The organism is Cupriavidus basilensis (genome assembly GCF_008801925.2).
GTDB classification, from domain to species: Bacteria; Pseudomonadota; Gammaproteobacteria; order Burkholderiales; family Burkholderiaceae; genus Cupriavidus; species Cupriavidus basilensis.
Map to the genome: position 1 here is coordinate 2,871,850 of NZ_CP062803.1, position 20,519 is coordinate 2,892,368.

Below are 20,519 nucleotides of genomic sequence, written 5' to 3' on the forward strand. Positions count from 1 at the left end.
CCGCATGTCCGCACCTAACCCACTCAACCAGGCCGTCATCGCGCAGGCGCTCTACGATCTGCGCAACGGGCAACTGCGCCGCTGCAAGGCGATGGGATTCGGTGAGGAAGAATTGGATGCGCTCAAGCATCCGGCGCTGATCAGCGTACTGGCCAATGCCAGCGTCTCGTGGTGCTCTGTCTCGGTGAACCGGGAAGTGCTCCGGCGATTGCTCAAACAGGCGCAGGACGTGGAGAAGGAGATCGCCACCGTCGATCGCATGTTGCGCCTGGGGGCCAGTACGGAAATGGCGAGCCGTTTTTATGGGCTGACGCACCAGGAAGTCGCGCTACGGCGTGAAGTTCTCGGCCTGCCCAAACGCAAGGGGCGCCATCCGGTTCTGGACGAGGAGCAGGACACCGAGCTGTGGCGACGCTGGAAGGCCGTGACCAGCAGCAGGAATGTCGAGCTGGAGGATGAGACCTCGGTTCTTGATGCGGCAATGGACCTCGCCGAAGGCATGGAACTGCCGCTGTCGGTGGTCTGGGCTGCGATCAAGAACTGGATCGATCAGGGATTGGGTTGAGTCATGGCCGTGGACGACGCTGCACCACGAGCACCACGCCAAGGCCCGGTCGCCCTCGCTGATCTGTTCGACAGCGCGCTGAAAGACCTTGCACCGAAACCTCGCCCGCCCGCGTCCGCGCCAGCTCCCGCATCCGCAACATCTCCTGTCTCCGCAACCGGCGACGGTTTTCTGTTCAGCGGCAATCGGCACGAGAGCGTGCCGCGACGGCTGTTCCTGGACCGACGCCTGACGCCGCTGGAACGCAATGCCTGGCAAGTCTTTCGGATGATGCTCAACGAGGATGGGGTCACGGCGTTTCCGACGTATGAGCAACTTCGCCCGTGGCTCGCGTCAATGCCCTGCGCCGGACAGGCCTCTCACGAGACCGTGGCACGGGCGCTGACGCTGTTGCGCCTGACTCGCTGGTTGAGTCTCGTGCGCCGCAGGCGTGACCCCAAGACCGGGCGCATCCTCGGCAACCTCTACGTCCTGCACGATGAGCCCCTGACGCCTTTCGAGGCGATGCAGCTCGACCCGGACTACTTGGAGCTCGTCAGCCAAGCCCTGGGCCATTCGGCCAAGGCCGTCCAGGTCGTGGGCTTGCACACCCTCAAGGAAATCGCCGAAGACCCGTTGTTGTCTGGCCGCACGTTGCCCTCGCGGCTGCAGGTCCTTGCCGAACGCCTCGCGAGCCAGGGCATTGGGTCGCAGGAGAGTTATCCACAGAAGGATAGGGTTCACGATTCCGAAGAAGGGGCGCCGAGCCTTCTTCGGAATTCTGATGACCCCTCTTCGGATTCCGAAGCAGGGCCGAAACCCGCGTCAGACGGCGCTCTTCGGAATCCGAAGCAGGACCGTACTGTACGTAGTAGTCGTATGAATGAAGTACGTACTACCGCGCGTGAGCGTGGGCAGGCGCGTGCGATGCCAGGAGTTCGCCTGCCTGATCGCTTTCTCGGCTTGAAGGAAGAGCAGCAGGCCGCCGCCATCGTGGCATTGCAGCAGGTCGATGCTCCGCTACGCCAGGCCGTGCTGGACGAATGGGCGGATCGCTGTCGCGGCAGCACCATCCGCAACCCGGCAGGCTACCTGTTCGGCATCATCCAGCGCGCCATCCGTGGCGAGTTCAACGCCTGGGCCAAGCAAGCCGGGTCAGCACCGCCACCTGCCCCTGCACGAGATGCACCGCCTGAACCACCGCGCAATGTGGTTCCACCCGAGGTGGCCCGGCAGCACATTGACCGGCTGCGCGACCTTCTGCGCAGTAGCTGAGCGCGACGAGCGACAAGGGCGTGAAGCAGACGTCGATGGCCGTCAGTAGAGCTATCCCCAGGGGATAGATGTACTACAAGCTGTAACGCCGACAGGCACGGCATGGCACTTCGGTCCAGGGGGGCCGTAATGGCGTCGGTTGCATGAGCGCACGCACCATTTGCGCGAGCAGCGCTCCATGGCTTTCGATGGAGCTATCCCCTGGGGATAGCTCGTGTCACAGGCCACCGCTGCCACGACAACCGGGTCCCGGTTCATTTCGGTTTGTTGACTGACTGCCTTCCGTTGCGTGCCGATCCTGACCGCTCCTTTTCCCAAGCGAGCGGACGCCATGGCAACCAACGAACCTCTGCAACTCAATCTCGGCTCTTTGCGCAGCGCGATGTCGCTGACGCTTCACACCCACCACGCCTCGCGCATCTGGCATGGCCGCGCCGCCGCCGAGGGGCGACCCGGCATCGTCGGCCTGAACGGCTACATCGCCGTGATGAACAAGATGAAGCGCGGCTCGGAGCAGGACGACCCGTACAGCGACTGGTGGATGTTGCGCATCGAGGAAAAGCTCGACCAGACCAGGACCACGTTGCAATCGCTGCGCGAGCAGGTTGACCAGGCACTGGCCGGCGTGCCTGCGGCGTTGAGCCTGGGTGAGAACCTCAACGTGCAGCCGGTGAAGCTCCCCTTGTTCGTGAACGCGCAGCTCGGCTTTGCCGCCGTCTATCTGCTGGCCGACTACGACGACATCGCCCGCAAGCTGATCCTCGCCCACCACACCGCGCTGATCGATCGCTCGACGTTGGAGCGCTGGCTCAACGAAGGTGCCCACGCGCTGCGCAGCCTGTTCAGCCTGGCCCAGCAATACCGCTACTCGGGCTGCACCCGCGACGACTTCGCGGCCAAGAACGCCGCAGCTCGGGCAGCATTGGAGAAGTTCGGCGAACTGCCGCAGGACGTGCTCGAAGGCATGCGCCGCTCGAAGTTTGCGCCGCCCGTCGTGCGCCGTGGTCTGCAACAGCGTGGTGATAGCGCTGCCGCAGCCGCATCTCCCACCGACGAAGGCGCTGCCGCCGATTCGGCCGAGGCCAAGTCCACAGCCGCCGGCGAGGACGAACCGGCATGAGCGACCCGAACCGCGAACCGCGCTACTTCCGTCGTCTGGAACAGCCAGCCTTCATGCGGCTGGAACACGCGGCCTCTCTAAAAGGCCTTTTAAAGCCTTTTAAAGGTAAAGGGGACTTCGAGGCCTGGGCCAGCCAGTGCTTCGCCATGCGCGACGAGTTGATTGCCCTGGCGCAGCGACAGGTGCTGCCACAGGCGTGCGGGCATCCCTTCCACCTGCTTCCCGTCGAGCTGGCCCAGCAGACCACTGGCGCAGGCACGACCTTTCTTCGCTGGCGCAAGCACGATCGATCGGCCATGGGCGTGGCGTTGTGGCAGGAGCTGATGGCGAGCCCCAGCACGCCGGTCAACCTGCTGCACGACCTGCACGAGATCGAACTGCAGCGCGTCATGCTGAACATGCAGATCAGCCTGCTGCACACCCTGGGCAGGCAAGCACAGGAATGCGCCAGCAAGGCCGCGCAGGCGGACAACACCTACCTGCGCCGGCTCGCGTCCGTTCCTGCCGCAGTGCGCGATCGGTGATTGCGCCTGCCATCCGAGCACGCGCCCGAGCCCAACGAGGCACGGGTATTTCAACCACCACGGAGATTCCAACATGAGCACACAATTCATCGGCGAGGGCAACATCGGATCGCCTCCCGAGTACCGCGAATTCCCCAATGGCAACGACGATCCTCGCCGGTTGCTCCGGCTGAACGTGTACTTCGACAACCCCGTCCCCACCAAGGGCGGCGAGTTCGAGGACCGCGGCGGCTTCTGGGCGCCGGTGGAACTCTGGCACCACGACGCCGACCGCTGGCAGCAGCTCTACCAGAAGGGCATGCGGGTGCTGGTCGTCGGCCGCATGGAGCGCGACCCCTGGACGGACAACGAAGATCAGCCGCGTGAGACTTGGCAGGTCAACGCGCGCAGTGTCGGCATCCTGCCGTACCGCATCGAGTCTGTGGCCCTCAGCCCGAAGCCACAGGAGGCAGAGCCGAAGCCCCAGGCCACCCAGGAATCGACGGCGCCGAAAGAGACCAAGCGCAGGAAGTGATCGGGCATGGAGGGCGGCTGCCGCAGTGCTTCGCCGCCCTCCATGCGCTGCGAATTATCCCCAGGGGATAGCTCCACCAACGTCCACCGAGTTCCACGCGCGCTCCCGGAAATCGCGGCTCTCGGCCCGCACACTTCCGGCCACGCACCTTCCCCGCACTCGCCATTTCATCGGCGTGAAAGCGGTCGCTGCCGCATGCGGCTTGTTTGCTGCTGCCAGGGGCTGCGCTCGGCATCCTCGATCCCAGCAACTCCATGAACAACAGGAATCGGGATGGACGGATATGCGGCTGTTCTTGTGCGAGAAGCCCTCCCAGGGCAAAGACATTGGCCGGATTCTCGGCGCCACGCAGCGCGGTGAAGGCTGCCTCAACGGTTCCGGCGTCACGGTCACCTGGTGCATCGGCCATCTCGTGGAGGCGGCGCCGCCCGAGGCCTACGACGAGCAGCTCAAACGATGGTCCGTTGAGCAGTTGCCCATCATTCCCCAGCACTGGCGGGTCGAGGTCAAACCGAAGACCGCCACGCAATTCAAGGTCGTCAAGGCGCTCTTGGCGAAGGCGACTCACCTGGTTATCGCCACCGATGCCGACCGCGAGGGCGAATTGATCGCCCGCGAGATCGTGGAGCTTTGCGGCTACCGCGGCCCCATCGAACGCCTGTGGCTGTCGGCGCTCAACGATGCGTCCATTCGGGCGGCACTGGGCAAGCTGCGGCCTTCGGCCGAGACGCTTTCGATGTACCACTCGGCGCTGGCGCGCTCCCGTGCGGATTGGCTCGTGGGCATGAACCTGAGCCGGCTGTTCACGGTGCTGGGGCGACAGGCGGGTTACGACGGCGTGCTGTCGGTCGGCCGCGTACAGACCCCGACGCTCAAGCTCGTTGTGGACCGCGACCGCGAGATCGCGCGCTTCGTGTCCGTACCATACTGGGCCATCGCCGTGTCCCTGTTCGCAGGCGGTTCGACTTTCGCCGCGCAATGGGTTCCACCCGATGCGTGCACCGACGACGCAGGCCGCTGCCTGCGGCAGCCGGTCGCACAGCAGACCATGCAGCAGATCCGCGCTGCGGGCAGTGCCCACGTCGTGTCGGTGGAGACTGAGCGTGTCCGCGAAGGCCCGCCGCTGCCGTTCGACCTGGGCACCTTGCAGGAAGTGTGTTCCAAGCAGCTTGGGCTGGACGTGCAGGAAACCTTGGAGATTGCCCAAGCCCTGTACGAGACGCACAAGGCCACGACGTACCCCCGCTCGGACTCCGGCTACCTGCCCGAGAGCATGTTTGCCGAAGTGCCCACCGTTCTCGACAGCCTGCTCAAGACCGATCCCTCGCTGCGCTCGATCATGGGCCAGCTCGACCGCTCGCAGCGCTCGCGCGCCTGGAACGATGGCAAGGTCACGGCGCACCACGGCATCATCCCGACGCTCGAACCGGCGAAGCTCTCCGCCATGAGCGAGAAGGAACTGGCCGTGTACAGGCTCATCCGGTCGCATTACCTGGCGCAGTTCCTCCCTCACCACGAGTTCGACCGCACTGTGGCCAAGTTTTCGTGCGGGGGGCAGAACCTGGCGGCCACGGGCAAGCAGGTTGTCATCCCGGGTTGGCGCCAGGTGCTCGCCGAGCCGCAGGCCGAAGACGGTGATGGCGAGGGCGATACTGCGGTCCGCGCCCAGGTGCTGCCCGCGCTGCCGAAACTGTATGAGGGCCTGGCATGCCAGGTGGCCGACGTCGATCTCAAGGCACTCAAGACGCTGCCGCCCAAACCGTACACGCAAGGCGAGTTGGTCAAGTCCATGAAAGGCGTCGCCAAGCTGGTGTCCGATCCCCGCCTGAAGCAGAAGCTCAAGGATACGGTTGGCATCGGCACCGAAGCGACGCGGGCCAACATCATCGGCGGCCTGATCGCTCGCGGCTACCTCGTGAAGAAGGGGCGCGCCATCCGCGCCTCGGATGCGGCTTTCACTTTGATCGATGCCGTGCCTGCGGCGATTGCCGACCCTGGCACCACCGCCGTCTGGGAACAGGCGCTCGACATGATCGAGGCCGGACAGCTCACCCTGGACGTGTTCATCGGCAAGCAGGCCGCGTGGATTTCGCAGTTGATTGCGCAGTACGGCAGCGCCTCCCTGTCCATCAAGGTTCCCCAAGGGCCGGCATGCCCGCAGTGCGGCGCACCCACGCGCCAGCGCAGCGGCAAGAGCGGCCCGTTCTGGTCGTGCAGCCGCTACCCGGACTGCAAAGGCACGCTGCCAGTCGAATCCGGCAGCTCCAAGCGCGGCGCCTCGCGCCCGCGCCGTAGCGGCCGCAAAGGCTCCTGACCGCCCCCGTTCCCCGTGAGCCGTGCCCGCCTTCGGCGGCGTGGCCCCTGTCCCGCACTCCGCCGCATGCCCTGCGGGACGCCCAGCGCGCAACGCCTTCTTGATCCGTGTGCGCGTCCCGCCCAGCCGTCCCCGGCCGCGGGACCTGAAGGTAGCTTCTCTGCGAGCCGCACCACGCGCGTTCTGTTGATCTGCGTTTCTTCCGCCCTCTGCGAAGGGTCTCCCGGTGGCTTGCCAGGCTGCACGAGCCACCGGGAGACCCTTCGTGGTCAGCGGTAATCGGTGCCGGTGCCCGCCGGTGCAAAAACGGGCTCCCTTTGTGCGCGGATGTGCGCCAGACGATGCCGGCCCCAGCCACGACATGGGCCGGGTGTGATTGCTTGATGAGCAGACGGTTCTAGCGACGACCGGGCCTGCCAATCAGCCCACGGGTGGTTCCTCTTTTCTCCCGAGCCGAAGGCCGTTGGGCCTTCGGCGCCATTCTCCTGCCCATCAACGTCCCGGCCCGGCCATTGGCCTGGGCCACACGAACAGGAGAGACGACATGCACCCTCAACCTTGCGCACCGCTGCTGTACGGCAGACGGAGGTCGAGAACGGCATGCCCGCCTATCGCGCGGCCATCGCCAATGGTACGCTCGGCTGCAGCCGAGGCCGTAGCCCAAAGGCTGGACTACCTCTTTTGCAGAGGTAAACCTCGGGATGAACTGGGCGAAAACATGCCTTATGTGCCCGCCTTACGGCGAGCTGTTTCCGATGCTTCGCGCAGGATTTCCCGCCCCCCATTCGCTGCGATTGCGGCCACGATGACGCCCAGCACCAGATCCGGGATGTTCGACCCGAACCCCATCACCAGCACCCCGGACAGCACAATCGCACCATTGACGATGGAGTCGTTGCTGGTAAAGATCGCTGACGCCTTGAAGTTCACATCTTCCCCGCGATGGCGGCGCAGTAGTCTGAGGCACACTAGGTTCAAAGCCGCGTTCAGCGCGGCCATGGCCATCATGGCTGGGCCGACAGGCTCTTCCCCTCCAGCGAAGCGGCGTAGGACTTCCAACAGCAGCAGCGCGGCCAGGCCGATTAGCAAGAAACCCGACAAGCGGGCCGCGCCCACCTTGACCGTTGCCGCACGACCGACGGCATACAGGCTAACCGCATAGACCGACGCATCGGCGAGGTTGTCCAACCCGGCGCCCATCAGCGCCGTAGAGCCAGCCCAGATGCCAAGGGCAATGCCGGCGGCGGACTGCGTCAGGTTGATCAGCAACACAGTCAGAAGAATCTTTCGGTCCTTCGCATCGCTCGCATCTAGGCGGCCCAACTCGTCGTTTTCGTGATTTCTGTGGTTTTCAGCCATGCATTGTTCCTTCCAAATCGATGGATGCTGAAGCCTGTAGCGGCTGGAGAGTCAAGGCGCAGATGCAACGAACTTGCCACAGGGTCTTCCCGGACGCCCTTGACTCTACCGTAGCTAGAAGGTTTTCCAATCCAGTCAGAGCTTTAGGACAGAACAGATGAGCACCAATGCGCCCCCTTCATTGCGACTGTCATCCGGTATGGCTGCTATCCACTGATCCGTGGCGCCACTGCGGTTGTGCTCTTCGGCGAGCTCGCGACCGGCCGGCCGTCTTTTCCGACGGAGCTACTCACAGTGATCGTCGCGCTCGCTTGTGCCGCCTTGCTAGAGGGCGGGCGGCCTTTCCACTCCCCGTTGAGCCAGTAGCGGCGTTCCAAGCTGTGGTTGGCCGTCGGCGCATGGCTCGGCTTCTTGGTCGTGCATCTGGCCTTCCAGCACTCCAATCTGGGATACCGGGTCGGGCCGTTGGGATTGTTGATCGGGGTGGCTGAAGCCCATCGCTGGCATCACAAGCGTGAGCACGAAGACGCCCAAGTCAACTACGGCGATTTCTGGATGCCCGGGGGCCACTTGTTCAGCGCTTTCCGGTCGCAAAAGCACACGCTGGGCGCCAAAGAGTGACACTCAAGAAAGATGGACTTTCCAATGGACTACGGCCCGCAGCTTGTCTATCCCTTCCGGAGCCGGCCAGCAGCGGCAAACGCTTGCGCTGCTGGCTATACGATCTTGCCCACGTCGCATTCTTGCGCGAGTCGGGCCTTGCGGCTTCTTGCGAAGCGATCGCGAGTTGCGTGGCGTGCCCATGAGTCGGGCCGCGTCGTGGCGCACTGCTACCTTGGCCTGCACCTGCACCTGCGCAGCCACGCCGCGATGCTCGGTCTGGCCTGGAGAACCCGTAAGGTGGCGGAGATTGCGGCGCGCAGGTCGTCCGGCTCGCGCTGGCTCCTGTGGGCCACGCCCTCGGTCGCACGCCGTCTCAAAACGTCAGAATCGCGCGCTTTCGCATGATGGAGCGCGGCACGTGGCTCTCAGAACTGGACCCGATCACTTCCAGCACCGATGACACGCTCGAGCTTCAGGCGGGCTCGGCCAAGCTGTTGAGAATGCCGCACTCGCGCGAGGTTCGGGCGCTATCGCAGGAGCGTCGCAGATCCATTAACTCGCGCTCCAAGGCGCGCAATTCCTTCATCTTGGTCCGCACTTGCGCGATATGAGCGTCGACCAGCGCGTTCACCTCGCCGCAGCCCAACTCTGGCCGATCCCGTAAGTTCAGCAGTTGACGGATCTCATCCAGCGTCATGTCCTTCGCCCGGCAGCGGCGGATGAACAGCAAGCGCTGCAAATGGACTTCGTCATAGAGCCTGAAGTTGCCCTCGCTACGTGCAGGCTCGGGCAGCAAGCCTTCTGACTCGTAAAAGCGCACGGTCTGCACCAAGCAATCTGCCTTCTTGCCCAGTTCACCGATCCGCATCATGGTTGCTTCCTATAAAAAACTTGACTCTATATCTACTAGAGGTTTTCTAATGATGGCATCCGGGGAAAACCTTGTCAATGAAGAGCGATCTATGAACAAAGAACCTTCCAGCCCATGCGCCTGCTCCGGCGGCAATGGCCAACAGACGGCGTGCGCCAGTGAGCAGGCCAGCACTGAAACCACCGTTTTCCACGTGAGCAACATGGATTGCCGCAATGAGGAAGCACTGGTGCGGCGAACGCTGGAGGGCATGCCCGGTGTCGAGCGGCTCCTGTTCGATCTTCCGCAGCGTTTGTTGACCATTTCGCACCGCGAAGTCTCGGCCGATGCCTTGGAGCAAGCGCTGAATTCGGTGGGCATGAAGGCTCAGGCTGTCCGAGACGCCGCCGTGTCGACCACCTACCGCATCGAGAACATGGACTGCCCGAGCGAGGAGAAACTCATCCGCTCGCACCTCGGGGCAGTCGAGGGAATTCAGGACCTCGACTTCGACCTCGCTGAGCGCACCCTGTCGGTGAAACACCTCGCTCAGGCACGCGCGCAGATGGAGCAGGTCCTGGCCTCGATCGGCATGCGCGCCAAGGAGCAGACCTTCGGCCACACGGGGCCGATCGAAGCCGCGGCTGTGATCCCATCCTCGGCCCTGCAGCAGCAACCAACCGCTGCCGTTTCCGCGCCGCCGATCGGCGAGCGGGTGACGTACCGGATCGAGAACATGGATTGCCCGACGGAAGAAGCGCTGATCCGCGACCGGCTGGGCAAGCTGCCGGGTGTGACCGCGCTCGACTTCAATCTGATGCAGCGTGTGCTGGGAGTCCAGCACACGCTGGCGACCTCAGCGCCGATCGAGAAGGCGCTTGCTTCCATTGGAATGCAGGCTGCGCGGCAGGACATGCAGACAGCCACCACGGTACTTCGCATCGCGAAGATGGACTGTCCGACCGAGGAAAGTCTGATCCGCGGCAAGCTGCAAGGCATGCCGGGCGTGCAGGGAATGGATTTCAACCTGATGCAGCGCACGCTCACGGTTCGGCACACACCCGACGCGATCAAGCCGGCAGTCGAAGCCATCGAATCGCTGGGCATGGAAGCCGAGGTCCAGAGGACTGATGAGCCGCGCGATGCCCCGGTGGCCGCGCACAAGACCAATTGGTGGCCGATGGCGGTTTCGGGCGTTGCGGCGGTGGCCGCCGAAGGCGTGTACTGGGTCAACGACGGCAATCATTGGGCCGTGATCGTGCTGGCACTGGTTTCGATCTTCACCGGCGGCCTCAGCACCTACAAGAAGGGCTGGATCGCGCTGAAGAACCTCAACCTGAACATGAACGCCCTGATGGCCATCGCGGTCACCGGCGGCATGGCGATCGGCCACTGGCCGGAGGCCGCCATGGTCATGTTCCTGTTCGCGTTGGCGGAAGTGATCGAGGCGAAGTCGCTGGACCGCGCCCGCAACGCCATTCGGGGGCTGATGGACTTGGCGCCCGAGACCGCGACCGTGCGGCAGGCCGATGGCTCATGGACAGAGCTGCCGGCCAAGGAGGTCGCAAAGGGCGCGGTGGTCCGCGTGCGTCCTGGCGAGCGCATCGCACTGGACGGCCTGATCACCTCGGGTCGATCGGCCATCAACCAGGCGCCCATCACCGGCGAGAGCCTGCCCGTCGAGAAGGCCGAAGGTGACCAGGTCTTCGCCGGAACCATCAATGAGACCGGCTCTTTCGAATACAAGGTGACCGCAGGCGCCAGCGACTCGACGCTCGCGCGCATCATCCATGCCGTGGAGTCCGCGCAGGGCAGCCGTGCGCCCACGCAGCGCTTCGTCGACCAGTTCGCCCGCGTCTACACGCCGGCGGTGTTCGCGGTGTCCGTGCTGGTTGCCGTCGTGCCGCCGCTCGCCTTCGGCGGCGCATGGTTTGACTGGGTCTACAAGGCCCTGGTACTGCTGGTGATCGCCTGCCCCTGCGCTCTGGTCATCTCCACGCCGGTCACCATCGTCAGCGGCTTGGCCGCTGCCGCCCGACGCGGCATCCTGATCAAGGGTGGCGTCTACCTGGAGGGCGGGCGCAAGCTCAAGGCGTTGGCCCTGGACAAGACCGGCACACTCACACATGGCAAGCCCGAGCAGACCGACTTCGTGCCGCTGATCGGCGAGGCGCAGGAAGTTGCCGCCTGGGCCGCAAGCCTCGCGGCACGCTCGGACCATCCTGTGTCTCAGGCCATCGCCCGCAAGGCGAACCGTGACGGCATCGCGCTGCACGAGGTCGACGACTTCGCGGCGCTGCCTGGCCGCGGCGTGCGCGGCCGCGTCGCCGGGCGCATGTTGCACATGGGCAACCACAGGCTCGCCCAGGAGCTGGGCCTGAGCGAAGCGACGCTCCAGGCTCGGCTGGAGACCCTGGAGCGCCAAGGCAAGACAGCGATCCTGCTGATGGACGATGCGACCGTGCTCGGCATTTTTGCAGTGGCCGACACCGTGAAGGAAACCAGCCGTGAGGCGGTGGCCGACCTGCAGGCGCTGGGTGTGCGCACGCTGATGCTGACGGGGGACAACCAGCACACGGCCGCGGCCATCGCTGCCCAGGTCGGAATCTCTGAAGCCCGTGGTGACCAACTGCCCGAAGACAAGCTCAAGACCATCGAAAGCCTGGTCGGCGGCGAGGGCCAGGTGGGCATGGTGGGCGACGGCATCAACGATTCGCCCGCGCTCGCCCGTGCCGACATCGGCTTCGCCATGGGCGCGGCCGGCACCGACACCGCGATCGAAACAGCCGACGTCGCCCTGATGGACGACGACCTGCGCAAGATCCCCGCCTTCATCCGGCTGTCGCGTAGCACTGCGGCGATCCTCACGCAGAACATCGTTCTGGCCCTTGGCATCAAGGCGGTGTTCCTTGCGTTGACGTTCACAGGGCATGCCACCATGTGGATGGCTGTGTTCGCTGACATGGGGGCAAGTCTTTTGGTTGTCGTCAATGGGCTGCGCCTCCTGAAGTTCAAGGCGGCATGAACAATGGATGAACCATCTCTTCGCAAGACGCAGTGGTACTCACTCGCGATCGTTATATTCGCCGGCGATCAGGCAGCTAAGAGCTACATTGACGCGACAACTCCCTTGGGTTGGTCGCACGAGGTGGCGTCATTCTTCAACCTAGTTCACGCTCTCAATCCCGGCGCGGCGTTCAGCTTCCTTGCTGGCGCGGGCGGCTGGCAGCGGTGGTTTTTTCTGGCGATCGCGTTCGCAATATCGGCATGGCTCGCATGGCTGCTCTCCCGGCCGCTGCGCAAAACGGAAGGCCTTTCGTACAGCCTCATTCTGGGCGGCGCATTGGGCAACGCGTTCGACCGCGCCACGCGCGGGCACGTTATCGACTACATCGACTTTCACCTGCACGGCTGGCACTGGCCCGCCTTCAACATCGCTGACATGGCCATCGTGGGCGGGGCGATCGCGCTGGTGGCCCAGTCGTTCATGAGCGTGGAGAACCCGGCCGCCACAAAGGAGTCCCAGTGACATTGGGACGATCCGGAAATTCGCAATGCACACGGTGCAGGACACCAATCTGAAGAGAACGGCCCCCAGCATGAGCGGCCGCGGCTTGGCCCTCATGCTAGCGCCCACCGCCGCTTTTGCTGCAACGCCCTGTTGCGATGGCGGCGATTGCTGCAACGACGTCGCAATGCCTTGCTGTGAATAAACAGCACGCAAGCCAGTTGACCTGGCAATTATGAAAGTCCATCACGGCGATGCTGGCCTTTTTCGTTCCAATGAGCCGTCACGGAGAGGTGATGATGAAGCTATGCCGGGATCCTGCAAGCTTTAGGACGGTCTTCTTTACCGCATAGCGATATGCTGATGTCACCCGTTCGCCTCGCCTGGCAAGTACAAGTAGTTCGTCGCGGTTTTCTGGCCGTGTCCGCCCGCTTCGCTGGCCCTTTTGCCCCAAACAAGCGCAATCATGCCTGCGTTACCACCAAAGTTCGCCCCCGCCAGTTGCTGTTCCTAAAGGGCATCAAGCTCAACGCCATCGCCGACCGGCCAGCGTATTTCGCATCGCTGCGTGCCCGTCGGGGCCAGCCCATCGTCATCCTCGCAGAGCTGGGACCGGACGAGGCATTCGCCCTGTGGAAGCAGCATGTACTGGGCGACAGGCCTCGCTGACCCAGTTTCGCCTCATCCTCCTGACAGCCCCGCACTTATTGCGGGGCTTTCTTTTTTCCGCGTTCGCCAATCGGGGCTGTTGCAAATGCCGATTTCCGGCTGACGCGGCTCGCCTCGCGCATGAAGCTGCCCGCATGTGTCGCTGATTCGTCAGCACCATGCCAGCAGCCAGAGTTTCCAGGCTGCCGCGGATTCTTTCCGCGCTACCCGCCAGTCCGCCATCGCATCGAGTCTGCGGACGCGCGTCACCCGTGACGCCGATGCTTTTTTCTCAACCGCGTGCGGGAGCTGCCATCCCGTGAGGGACGAGGCCCCGCTTTTTCCAAGGAGCCCATCCATGTCCCAGCAAGCCTCTTTCGGCCAGTTGGCCTTGATCCATTGCGGCAAGTTCCTGCCGCTCGAAATCCTGCATAGCGCCGCCGGCCACTACATCGGCACGCGCGATACAGAAGGTCCCGTTTCGCGGGAATCCTGCCAGTACTTCCGCAGCTATGCCGCGGCTCAACGTGCCCTCGAAAGAGGCGGCTGGTCCCAGCTCGCCACACCCTGATCCAACTGGAGGAACCACGTCATGAACCAGCTTTTGCCCCAGGAAGTCGTCGATCAGATCATGCGGGAAGAGCAGCATTTCGCCGCCGCGCCCCAAGCCTTCTTCGAGGTCTGGAAGCGCGGCGTCGAGATCGCAGGCCCGCAATGGTTTGGCGACGGCACGCGCGAAGGCCTGAACCAGGCAAAGAGCAAGTGGGATCTGCGTCCCGACATGCTGCGTGCCAACGACGCACTCGGCGTCCTGAGCAGCGGGGAACGCATGTTCCTGTCCGCCATGTTCAGCTTCTACAACGCGCGCGAGGGCGGTGCCATGCTCAAGCGCTGCCACTTCCAAGGACTGTCGGACTTCGATGGTCTCGATCTGCAACGTCGCCAGGTGATCGCCGACCTGCTGCTGAACTACAGCGGTTGGTGAGCCGGTCCCTGGCACACCTTCATCACTGCGTTCACGGGACCCCATGAGGGACATGCGCCTCGTTCGAGGCCATGTCCCTCGCGTTTTCTCCCCGCCCAGCGCCATCCGGCATCAGGCGGTTTCCCCTGCGGATGCCATCGTCCGCAAGGGCTGGCTCCGTTCATTCATCGAAAGGAGCCTTCATGGCCAACAACTACTACGAAGCCACCGGCGTTCTCGTGCTCGACCGTGTGACGCCCGTCATCCAGGCGCTGTTCGGCGCCTTCGCGCTGGACGAGAGCCACCCCGGCAACGGGCAGGCCTACATCGCCCAGATCGCCGAGACCACCAATCCGCAATGGCCGGACGTGCTCGATGGCCTGGAAGACCTGGCCACGCAACTCGGTATTCCGATGCCGGACGACGAAGGGCTGTCGATCCCGCCGCTGCTCGAACTGCTCGCCGTGCACTTCCGTGCCGATGAGGACGAAGAGCTGGGGAACTTGATCGACCGTCATTCGTTCGAGGACACCGCCGATCTCGACGCATTGTTTCTGATCGCCACCCGGTTCGATGACGGGCACCACCTGACCGCCATCCAGTTCGAGGGCTGCTGGTACTGCAGCAAGCCGCGGCTGTTCGAGTTCGGCGGCAACGGCTGCTACCTGAGCCGCGAGGTCCGCTTCATCAGCTCCTCCTCCCAGGCCCTCCAGCTCGGCGACCAATTGCGCAAGACCATTGTGGCCGCCGACATCGAAGAGGCTTCGGCCCTGATCGCGCTGGAGACCATCAATCTGCTGGCGGGCGTCAGCGACGAGCCATTCCGCATGAATTTGCGCCGGCGCGTCGCCGAGCGATTGGCCCAAACGCCAACGATCAGCGTCACCTGACGCTGTTTCCTTTCTTTCCACCCACCGGGGTCAATTCCCGGTGGCGGGGATTTGCTCCATCATTATTCTGTTGGAGAAATCCCATGTCCCAGAATCCCAATCCCTTTCTACGCGGCTACTGGAATCTGAAAATCGTCCGCACGCTGTCCATCAGCTACGAGGACGGAAGCCCGCATGTTTGGCGAAACATCCACCCGAGCCAGCAGCACCTCTGCGACGCGGCGCTGGTTTCTTCTCCTTGCATCATCACCAGCGACTTCGCGGTGGTCAGGACTGGCACCGAACCTGTCGGCGCCGCACTGATCGCCGAATGCGACGCGGCTGAAGGGGGCAGCGGCGAAGGCATGGTGGGTGCCGTGGTGTACGCGATCCACGGCGACGACTTCGACGGCCGCCCCGTCCACATTGGCGACACCTATTCGGCCGAGGCCGCACGGGAAGTCGTGCAGCGGTTGAGCTTCGAGACCGGCTACTACAGCCGGTGCTGGGAAATCAGCAGCGCGCACATCAGCCGCGAAACCGGCCAGTACCTGGCCAACCTGGCTGACCTCGCGACGCCGGAGGCCTTTTTGTTCATCGCGTTCCGGATTCCCTACAGCCCGGCGATCGGCGTCAAGCTGATCTCCACGCCCTGGACGGACCAGCACCTGCAGGACGTCGAGGGGATCGCCGCCGAGCAGCTTCGGCAGGAGCACCGCAGCAAGGGCATGCCGGACGAGCTGGCACAGATCCTTGAACTGGCCGGCCAGGCCGACGTGCGCATCCTCATCCTCGATGCCGACGCACCCGTGTTGCCGGGCCTATCGCTGGCCGGCGAATAGCTGCCACACACATCCCCGGCCTTCCTTGTCCTCACCGCATGCCGGCCCGGTCTCCCGCCAGAGAGCCGGGCCGGCGCACTTTCACAGGAGCGATCCCATGTTCCCCGACCTCATCACACCCGCATCCGACTTCGAGCACCAACTCGGAGCCTGCGTCAACGCCATGAGCCAGGAAGATGCCATCGGCCAGATCCTGGTATTCGAGCGCATGAGCGGCACGCTGCACATGCGCCATATCGCCAGCGCCGACCTGGTGGACACCGACGTGGACGACTACGAAATGGTCGTCTTCGACGGTGGCAACACAAGCGGCGACACGTGGAAACACGTGTTCTTTCCGCGTCAGCGCGAGCACTACTTCGTGTACCAAGCCTGATTCCTCCAGCCCCTTTCGAGGGGCTTTTTCTTGCCCGCAGCACAGGAAAACGGTTGTGGTGCGGTGCCGTTTCCTGCGGGCAGGCAGACCGCCCCAGGGCCATGCTTGCCCCATGTTCGTCGGCGTTGCCGGCACATGCCCAGGCAGTCGAGACCTTCGAGGCTGCAAGCGCGGGAAACCGTGCTGGTCGTTTCTTCCTACGGACCTACCGCGTCCATCCACGCCACCCACAAGGGACCTCTCCCTTGCGGGCGGGGAATCCCTTGTTTTTCCTCAAGGAGTTTCCCCATGGATCGTTCCCTCATCAAATCCATGATGCCTTCGCTGGTCGCAGGCCATGTGCCCCGCAACGTGCGGTCGTTCAAGTACCGCGTGTTCGATGATCAGCCGCTGTCCTCAACGCTGGGCTTCGCCATCGACCCCCAACCCTTCGACGGCAAGGTGGTCGCCGCGACCGACGATGCCATCGTCGTCAAGCTCAAGCCTTCCGAGTTCGCGGTGCTCGATCCCAGCCTGGTGACCACGGTTCCTGCCGAAGGCGCCAAGGTGCATGTCCAACCCTATGCCCGTCGTCGCTTCGACGGACTGCGCGCGGACACGCCGGAGGTCATCACCGAGGAGACTTCGGACGGCACGCCGTACACCATCACGAGGCACATCCTCGGCTCGGCGCCGGCCAAGCTGCCCATTCCCACGCCGCAGTGCATGGAGTTGGGCCAGCTCATCGAGCAGTTGGAGGAGATGCCGGCCCCCGATCGCTTCCGGCGCATCACCCACATGCTGGTGGATGCCGGTGCCCGCGACTTCACCTGGGTCGATCCCACGCCCTCCAAGATCATCGAGACCCCGCCGGCGATCAGCTTCACGGTCTCGACCGCGAAGTTCGAGGGCCGGGTGACGATCCTCTACGACCGCGGCGGAGACACCTACGTGGTGGAACTGCACCGTCAGAACGGTGAATCGGTCGAACTGGTCGATCGGCACGACGAGGTGTATTTCGACATGCTCGGCGAAGTGCTGGAGAGGCTCATCGACGACGGGCGCTGGCGCCAGATCGACGTGAGCATCCTCGACGCGAAAGCGGCCCGCAAGCGCCAGGCCGTCCCGGCATGACGCCCCGCAGCGAAACCGGGCGGTCCTGCGGCTGACCCGAGGCATCCGCCACGGCGTTCCAGCCGTTCCGGCCGCGTGCACTACAGGCCCTTCATCCCATCGGATGGAGGCCTTTCTCATTCTTCCACACAGGAGATTTCATCCATGTCACTGCGATTCAAAGGCGCTGACCTGCGCCCCGTGCTGACCGAAGCCATCGCCAATCAGGGGTCGTCTCAGAAAACGGAAAAAAATCGTACGCTAAGAGCCGAAGTGGGCCCTTTAGCAGCAATGCAAAGCTGCGATCAACGGGCAGGAAACATTGCCATGGTGCGCGTTGCACTCTCTCACTAGCGTCGACAGGGCCTCTTCCATCCGCGTGAGGTCCGCCATGCGTGCGCGCACATCGGCCAGCCGGTGAGCAGCCAGTTCGGCCGCCTCGCTGCAATGGGTGCCGTCCTCCAGTTTCAGGAGCTGGCCGACTTCATCCAGGCTGAATCCCAGGCGCTGGGCTGACTTCACGAACTTCACCCGCGCCACGTCCGCCTGCCCGTAGCGGCGGATGCGACCGTAGGGCCGCTCCGGCTGGGGTAGCAAGCCCTTGAGCTGATAGAAGCGGATCGTCTCCACGTTGACCCGGGCTGCCTTGGCGAAGGCCCCGATGGTCAGATTCTCTTGAGCGTTCTCCATGGCGCTTGACTCCGTAGTTGACTACGGAAGTAACGTTACAGCATCAAGCGAAGTCCCGGAAGGAGAACCTTATGTCGGAACCCAAGAACGGCTGCGGCGCACTGGCGACCGGCGGCGTCGCGGCCGTCCTCGCCTCGGCCTGCTGCCTCGGCCCCCTTGTCCTGGTCGCGCTCGGCTTCTCTGGCGCGTGGATCGGCAACCTGACCGTGCTGGAGCCGTATCGGCCGATCTTCATCGGCGCAGCGCTCATCGCGCTGTTCTTCGCCTGGCGCAGCATCTTCCGACCAGCCCATGCCTGCAAGCCCGGCGACGTTTGCGCCGTGCCCCAAGTGCGGACTGCCTACAAGGTGATCTTCTGGATCGTGGCCGCCCTGGTTCTGGTTGCCCTCGCGTTTCCCTACGTCCTGCCGCTGTTCTACTGAAAGGAGATCACCATGAAGAAACTCACCACCCTCACCACCCTCATCGCCCTGGCCGCCGCTCTAAGCGCGCCCGCCTGGGCTGCCACCAAGACCGTCACCCTGTCGGTGCCCGGCATGACCTGCGCCGCGTGCCCGATCACGGTCAAGACGGCTCTGTCCAAGGTCGCCGGCGTCGAGAAGGCCGAAGTCAGCTTCGAGAAGCGGGAGGCCGTCGTCACCTTCGACGAGGCCAAGACCAATGCCGACGCCTTGACCAAGGCCACCGCAAACGCGGGTTACCCGTCCAGCGTCAAGCAGTGAGGGCGTAATCATGGCCGAGGCGATCACCCTCCACATCGAAGGCATGACCTGCACGTCGTGCGCCGAGCACGTCCAGCAGGCTTTGACGAACGTGCCCGGCGTGCGCGCGGCCTCGGTGTCCTATCCGCAGCGGCAGGCCGAAATCGAGGCGGATGCAGGCGTGAGCGTGGCCCCGCTGGTTGCCGCAGTGGCCACGCTCGGCTATCGCGCACGGCTTACCGACACGCCGAACAAGCCTGCCGGCCTGCTAGACAAGGCGCTGGGCTGGCTCGGTGGCGAAACGAAGCATGTTGGCGGTGAACAAGCGCTGCACGTGGCTGTGATAGGCAGCGGCGGCGCGGCGATGGCGGCTGCCTTGAAGGCCGTGGAGCAAGGCGCCCGCGTCACGCTGATCGAGCGCGGCACCATCGGCGGCACCTGCGTCAATGTCGGCTGCGTGCCGTCCAAGATCATGATCCGCGCCGCGCACATCGTCCACCTGCGCCGCGAAAGCCCGTTCGATGCTGGCCTGCCGGCCGCAGCGCCCGCTGTACTGCGCGAGCGGCTGCTGGCCCAGCAACAAGGCCGCGTCGAGGAGCTGCGCCATGCCAAGTACGAAGGCATCCTGGCAAGCACTCCGGCCATCACCGTGCTGCGCGGCGAGGCCCGGTTCAGGGACACGCGCACGCTGACCGTGGCGACCGCTGACGGCGGCACGCACGAGGTGAACTTCGACCGCTGCCTGATTGCCACCGGCGCGAGCCCGGCGCTTCCGCCAATCCCGGGCCTTGCGGACACACCCCACTGGACCTCCACCGAGGCGCTGGAAAGCAGCTCGCTCCCCGAGCGGCTGGCCGTGATTGGTTCCTCCGTGGTGGCGGTCGAGTTGGCGCAAGCCTTCGCCCGGCTGGGCAGCCAGGTCACGATCCTGGCGCGCAGCACGCTGTTCTTCCGAGAAGACCCGGCCATCGGGGAAGCCGTAACAGACGCCTTCCGCGCCGAGGGCATCGAGGTGCTGGACCACACCCAGGCGAGCCACGTTGCCTATGCGGGCGGGGAATTCGTGCTCACCACCGGGCAGGGGGAAGTGCGCGCCGACAAGCTGCTGGTCGCCACCGGTCGCGCGCCGAACACGCGCAGCCTGAACCTTGAAGCGGCAGGCGTCGAAGTCAATGCGCAGGGAGCCATCGTCATCGACCGCGCCATGCGCACGAGCGCACCGCACATCTTTGCTGCCGGCGACTGCACCGACCAGCCGCAGTTCGTCTATGTGGCGGCGGCGGCCGGCACGCGCGCCGCGATCAACATGACCGGCGGCGACGCGGCGCTGGACCTGACGGCGATGCCGGCGGTGGTGTTCACCGATCCGCAGGTGGCGACCGTGGGCTACAGCGAGGCGGAAGCGCACCACGACGGCATCGAGACCGACAGCCGGCTGCTGACGCTCGACAACGTGCCGAGGGCGCTCGCCAACTTCGACACGCGCGGCTTCATCAAGCTGGTGGCGGAAGCTGGCTCAGGGCGGCTGATCGGCGTACAGGCGGTCGCGCCGGAAGCGGGCGAACTGATCCAGACGGCCGCGCTGGCGATCCGCCACCGGATGACCGTGCAGGAGCTGGCCGACCAGTTGTTCCCCTACCTGACCATGGTCGAGGGACTGAAGCTCGCGGCGCAGACCTTCAACAAGGACGTGAAGCAACTGTCCTGTTGCGCCGGATGAGGAAAA

The 20,519-nt window shown here is 64.4% G+C and carries 23 protein-coding genes; 20 read left to right on the plus strand and 3 right to left on the minus strand.

The window, feature by feature from the left end:
- Nucleotides 1–4 precede the first annotated feature (4 nt).
- The 6 genes from F7R26_RS13135 to F7R26_RS13160 all read left to right on the plus strand — a co-directional run bounded on the left by F7R26_RS13135 (nucleotide 5) and on the right by F7R26_RS13160 (nucleotide 6,291).
- The gene (locus F7R26_RS13135) at nucleotides 5–565 is read left to right on the plus strand and encodes a DUF2857 domain-containing protein (RefSeq protein ID WP_012112314.1); all 561 of its coding nucleotides are present in this window, start codon (nucleotides 5–7) and stop codon (nucleotides 563–565) included.
- A 3-nt stretch (nucleotides 566–568) separates the two neighbouring features.
- On the plus strand, nucleotides 569–1,819 hold the full coding sequence (locus F7R26_RS13140) for an STY4528 family pathogenicity island replication protein (RefSeq protein WP_012112315.1): 1,251 nt from the start codon (nucleotides 569–571) through the stop codon (nucleotides 1,817–1,819).
- A gap of 331 nt (nucleotides 1,820–2,150) precedes the next feature.
- Nucleotides 2,151–2,939 carry a PFL_4669 family integrating conjugative element protein gene (locus tag F7R26_RS13145; RefSeq protein ID WP_012112316.1) on the plus strand — a complete coding sequence of 263 codons (789 nt, stop codon included), beginning with the start codon at nucleotides 2,151–2,153 and terminating at the stop codon, nucleotides 2,937–2,939.
- Complete coding sequence (locus F7R26_RS13150) at nucleotides 2,936–3,463, plus strand: DUF3158 family protein (protein WP_003098978.1); 528 nt, start codon at nucleotides 2,936–2,938, stop codon at nucleotides 3,461–3,463. The genes F7R26_RS13145 and F7R26_RS13150 overlap by 4 nt, the downstream gene beginning before the upstream one ends.
- A 73-nt stretch (nucleotides 3,464–3,536) precedes the next feature.
- Complete coding sequence (locus F7R26_RS13155; protein ID WP_003098976.1) at nucleotides 3,537–3,977, plus strand: single-stranded DNA-binding protein; 441 nt, start codon at nucleotides 3,537–3,539, stop codon at nucleotides 3,975–3,977.
- A 283-nt stretch (nucleotides 3,978–4,260) separates the two neighbouring features.
- Nucleotides 4,261–6,291, plus strand: a complete 2,031-nt coding sequence (locus tag F7R26_RS13160; protein WP_003116834.1) for a DNA topoisomerase III — start codon at nucleotides 4,261–4,263, stop codon at nucleotides 6,289–6,291.
- A gap of 723 nt (nucleotides 6,292–7,014) precedes the next feature.
- On the opposite strand, the gene F7R26_RS13165 is transcribed toward F7R26_RS13160, so the two are convergent.
- Complete coding sequence (locus F7R26_RS13165) at nucleotides 7,015–7,650, minus strand: cation efflux transmembrane domain-containing protein (protein ID WP_003098972.1); 636 nt, start codon at nucleotides 7,648–7,650, stop codon at nucleotides 7,015–7,017.
- Between the two features lie 384 nt (nucleotides 7,651–8,034).
- On the opposite strand from F7R26_RS13165, the gene F7R26_RS40980 reads away from it, so the two are divergent.
- Nucleotides 8,035–8,271, plus strand: coding sequence for a sterol desaturase family protein (locus F7R26_RS40980; protein WP_003098970.1), 237 nt, complete (start codon nucleotides 8,035–8,037; stop codon nucleotides 8,269–8,271).
- Nucleotides 8,272–8,295: 24 nt separating this feature from the next.
- Nucleotides 8,296–8,658 carry a DUF3703 domain-containing protein gene (locus F7R26_RS40985; protein WP_196495817.1) on the plus strand — a complete coding sequence of 121 codons (363 nt, stop codon included), beginning with the start codon at nucleotides 8,296–8,298 and terminating at the stop codon, nucleotides 8,656–8,658.
- A gap of 67 nt (nucleotides 8,659–8,725) precedes the next feature.
- Here F7R26_RS40985 and cadR read toward each other — a convergent pair whose 3' ends face one another.
- Nucleotides 8,726–9,124 carry a Cd(II)/Pb(II)-responsive transcriptional regulator gene (gene cadR, locus F7R26_RS13175; protein WP_003098965.1) on the minus strand — a complete coding sequence of 133 codons (399 nt, stop codon included), beginning with the start codon at nucleotides 9,122–9,124 and terminating at the stop codon, nucleotides 8,726–8,728.
- A 91-nt stretch (nucleotides 9,125–9,215) separates the two neighbouring features.
- Between cadR and F7R26_RS13180 the strand changes: the two genes are divergently transcribed.
- The 9 genes from F7R26_RS13180 (at nucleotide 9,216) to F7R26_RS13220 (ending at nucleotide 17,423) form a co-directional block, all read left to right on the plus strand.
- The gene (locus tag F7R26_RS13180; RefSeq protein WP_003098961.1) at nucleotides 9,216–12,128 is read left to right on the plus strand and encodes a heavy metal translocating P-type ATPase; all 2,913 of its coding nucleotides are present in this window, start codon (nucleotides 9,216–9,218) and stop codon (nucleotides 12,126–12,128) included.
- Nucleotides 12,129–12,131: 3 nt separating this feature from the next.
- Nucleotides 12,132–12,632 carry a signal peptidase II gene (lspA, locus tag F7R26_RS13185; protein ID WP_003098955.1) on the plus strand — a complete coding sequence of 167 codons (501 nt, stop codon included), beginning with the start codon at nucleotides 12,132–12,134 and terminating at the stop codon, nucleotides 12,630–12,632.
- A gap of 336 nt (nucleotides 12,633–12,968) precedes the next feature.
- Nucleotides 12,969–13,280 carry a hypothetical protein gene (locus F7R26_RS41735; protein ID WP_003108988.1) on the plus strand — a complete coding sequence of 104 codons (312 nt, stop codon included), beginning with the start codon at nucleotides 12,969–12,971 and terminating at the stop codon, nucleotides 13,278–13,280.
- 337 nt (nucleotides 13,281–13,617) lie between these two features.
- A complete protein-coding gene (locus tag F7R26_RS13195) occupies nucleotides 13,618–13,830 on the plus strand; it encodes a hypothetical protein (RefSeq protein ID WP_003116833.1) in 213 nt (70 codons plus the stop codon).
- 21 nt (nucleotides 13,831–13,851) lie between these two features.
- A complete protein-coding gene (locus F7R26_RS13200; RefSeq protein ID WP_003116832.1) occupies nucleotides 13,852–14,244 on the plus strand; it encodes a hypothetical protein in 393 nt (130 codons plus the stop codon).
- Between the two features lie 182 nt (nucleotides 14,245–14,426).
- Entirely contained in the window at nucleotides 14,427–15,113 is a 687-nt protein-coding gene (locus F7R26_RS13205; protein WP_003116830.1) for a hypothetical protein, read from the plus strand.
- Nucleotides 15,114–15,196: 83 nt separating this feature from the next.
- Nucleotides 15,197–15,934, plus strand: a complete 738-nt coding sequence (locus F7R26_RS13210; RefSeq protein ID WP_003116829.1) for a DUF5983 family protein — start codon at nucleotides 15,197–15,199, stop codon at nucleotides 15,932–15,934.
- A 97-nt stretch (nucleotides 15,935–16,031) separates the two neighbouring features.
- Nucleotides 16,032–16,310 (plus strand): hypothetical protein, encoded by a 279-nt coding sequence (locus F7R26_RS13215; RefSeq protein WP_003116828.1) that lies wholly within the window; start codon nucleotides 16,032–16,034, stop codon nucleotides 16,308–16,310.
- A gap of 288 nt (nucleotides 16,311–16,598) precedes the next feature.
- The gene (locus tag F7R26_RS13220) at nucleotides 16,599–17,423 is read left to right on the plus strand and encodes a hypothetical protein (protein ID WP_003098941.1); all 825 of its coding nucleotides are present in this window, start codon (nucleotides 16,599–16,601) and stop codon (nucleotides 17,421–17,423) included.
- Between the two features lie 261 nt (nucleotides 17,424–17,684).
- Here the strand turns inward: F7R26_RS13220 and merR are convergent, their stop codons facing one another.
- The gene (merR, locus tag F7R26_RS13230; protein WP_003098939.1) at nucleotides 17,685–18,092 is read right to left on the minus strand and encodes an Hg(II)-responsive transcriptional regulator; all 408 of its coding nucleotides are present in this window, start codon (nucleotides 18,090–18,092) and stop codon (nucleotides 17,685–17,687) included.
- A gap of 71 nt (nucleotides 18,093–18,163) precedes the next feature.
- On the opposite strand from merR, the gene merT reads away from it, so the two are divergent.
- From merT to merA, 3 genes are read left to right on the plus strand one after another with little or no spacing between them, the layout of a single operon-like run.
- Nucleotides 18,164–18,514, plus strand: coding sequence for a mercuric ion transporter MerT (gene merT, locus F7R26_RS13235; protein ID WP_003116827.1), 351 nt, complete (start codon nucleotides 18,164–18,166; stop codon nucleotides 18,512–18,514).
- Between the two features lie 12 nt (nucleotides 18,515–18,526).
- A complete protein-coding gene (gene merP, locus F7R26_RS13240) occupies nucleotides 18,527–18,814 on the plus strand; it encodes a mercury resistance system periplasmic binding protein MerP (protein ID WP_003116826.1) in 288 nt (95 codons plus the stop codon).
- A gap of 10 nt (nucleotides 18,815–18,824) precedes the next feature.
- Nucleotides 18,825–20,513 carry a mercury(II) reductase gene (merA, locus tag F7R26_RS13245; protein WP_003098932.1) on the plus strand — a complete coding sequence of 563 codons (1,689 nt, stop codon included), beginning with the start codon at nucleotides 18,825–18,827 and terminating at the stop codon, nucleotides 20,511–20,513.
- The last annotated feature ends 6 nt before the right edge of the window (nucleotides 20,514–20,519 follow it).

Coding starts and splice junctions, on each gene's coding strand:
- F7R26_RS13135 (WP_012112314.1), top strand. CDS start 5: ATGTCCGCACCTAACCCACTCAACCAGGCCGTCATCGCGCAGGCGCTC.
- F7R26_RS13140 (WP_012112315.1), top strand. CDS start 569: ATGGCCGTGGACGACGCTGCACCACGAGCACCACGCCAAGGCCCGGTC.
- F7R26_RS13145 (WP_012112316.1), top strand. CDS start 2,151: ATGGCAACCAACGAACCTCTGCAACTCAATCTCGGCTCTTTGCGCAGC.
- F7R26_RS13150 (WP_003098978.1), top strand. CDS start 2,936: ATGAGCGACCCGAACCGCGAACCGCGCTACTTCCGTCGTCTGGAACAG.
- F7R26_RS13155 (WP_003098976.1), top strand. CDS start 3,537: ATGAGCACACAATTCATCGGCGAGGGCAACATCGGATCGCCTCCCGAG.
- F7R26_RS13160 (WP_003116834.1), top strand. CDS start 4,261: ATGCGGCTGTTCTTGTGCGAGAAGCCCTCCCAGGGCAAAGACATTGGC.
- F7R26_RS13165 (WP_003098972.1), bottom strand. CDS start 7,650: ATGGCTGAAAACCACAGAAATCACGAAAACGACGAGTTGGGCCGCCTA.
- F7R26_RS40985 (WP_196495817.1), top strand. CDS start 8,296: ATGGACTACGGCCCGCAGCTTGTCTATCCCTTCCGGAGCCGGCCAGCA.
- cadR (WP_003098965.1), bottom strand. CDS start 9,124: ATGATGCGGATCGGTGAACTGGGCAAGAAGGCAGATTGCTTGGTGCAG.
- F7R26_RS13180 (WP_003098961.1), top strand. CDS start 9,216: ATGAACAAAGAACCTTCCAGCCCATGCGCCTGCTCCGGCGGCAATGGC.
- lspA (WP_003098955.1), top strand. CDS start 12,132: ATGGATGAACCATCTCTTCGCAAGACGCAGTGGTACTCACTCGCGATC.
- F7R26_RS41735 (WP_003108988.1), top strand. CDS start 12,969: ATGCTGATGTCACCCGTTCGCCTCGCCTGGCAAGTACAAGTAGTTCGT.
- F7R26_RS13195 (WP_003116833.1), top strand. CDS start 13,618: ATGTCCCAGCAAGCCTCTTTCGGCCAGTTGGCCTTGATCCATTGCGGC.
- F7R26_RS13200 (WP_003116832.1), top strand. CDS start 13,852: ATGAACCAGCTTTTGCCCCAGGAAGTCGTCGATCAGATCATGCGGGAA.
- F7R26_RS13205 (WP_003116830.1), top strand. CDS start 14,427: ATGGCCAACAACTACTACGAAGCCACCGGCGTTCTCGTGCTCGACCGT.
- F7R26_RS13210 (WP_003116829.1), top strand. CDS start 15,197: ATGTCCCAGAATCCCAATCCCTTTCTACGCGGCTACTGGAATCTGAAA.
- F7R26_RS13215 (WP_003116828.1), top strand. CDS start 16,032: ATGTTCCCCGACCTCATCACACCCGCATCCGACTTCGAGCACCAACTC.
- F7R26_RS13220 (WP_003098941.1), top strand. CDS start 16,599: ATGGATCGTTCCCTCATCAAATCCATGATGCCTTCGCTGGTCGCAGGC.
- merR (WP_003098939.1), bottom strand. CDS start 18,092: ATGGAGAACGCTCAAGAGAATCTGACCATCGGGGCCTTCGCCAAGGCA.
- merT (WP_003116827.1), top strand. CDS start 18,164: ATGTCGGAACCCAAGAACGGCTGCGGCGCACTGGCGACCGGCGGCGTC.
- merP (WP_003116826.1), top strand. CDS start 18,527: ATGAAGAAACTCACCACCCTCACCACCCTCATCGCCCTGGCCGCCGCT.
- merA (WP_003098932.1), top strand. CDS start 18,825: ATGGCCGAGGCGATCACCCTCCACATCGAAGGCATGACCTGCACGTCG.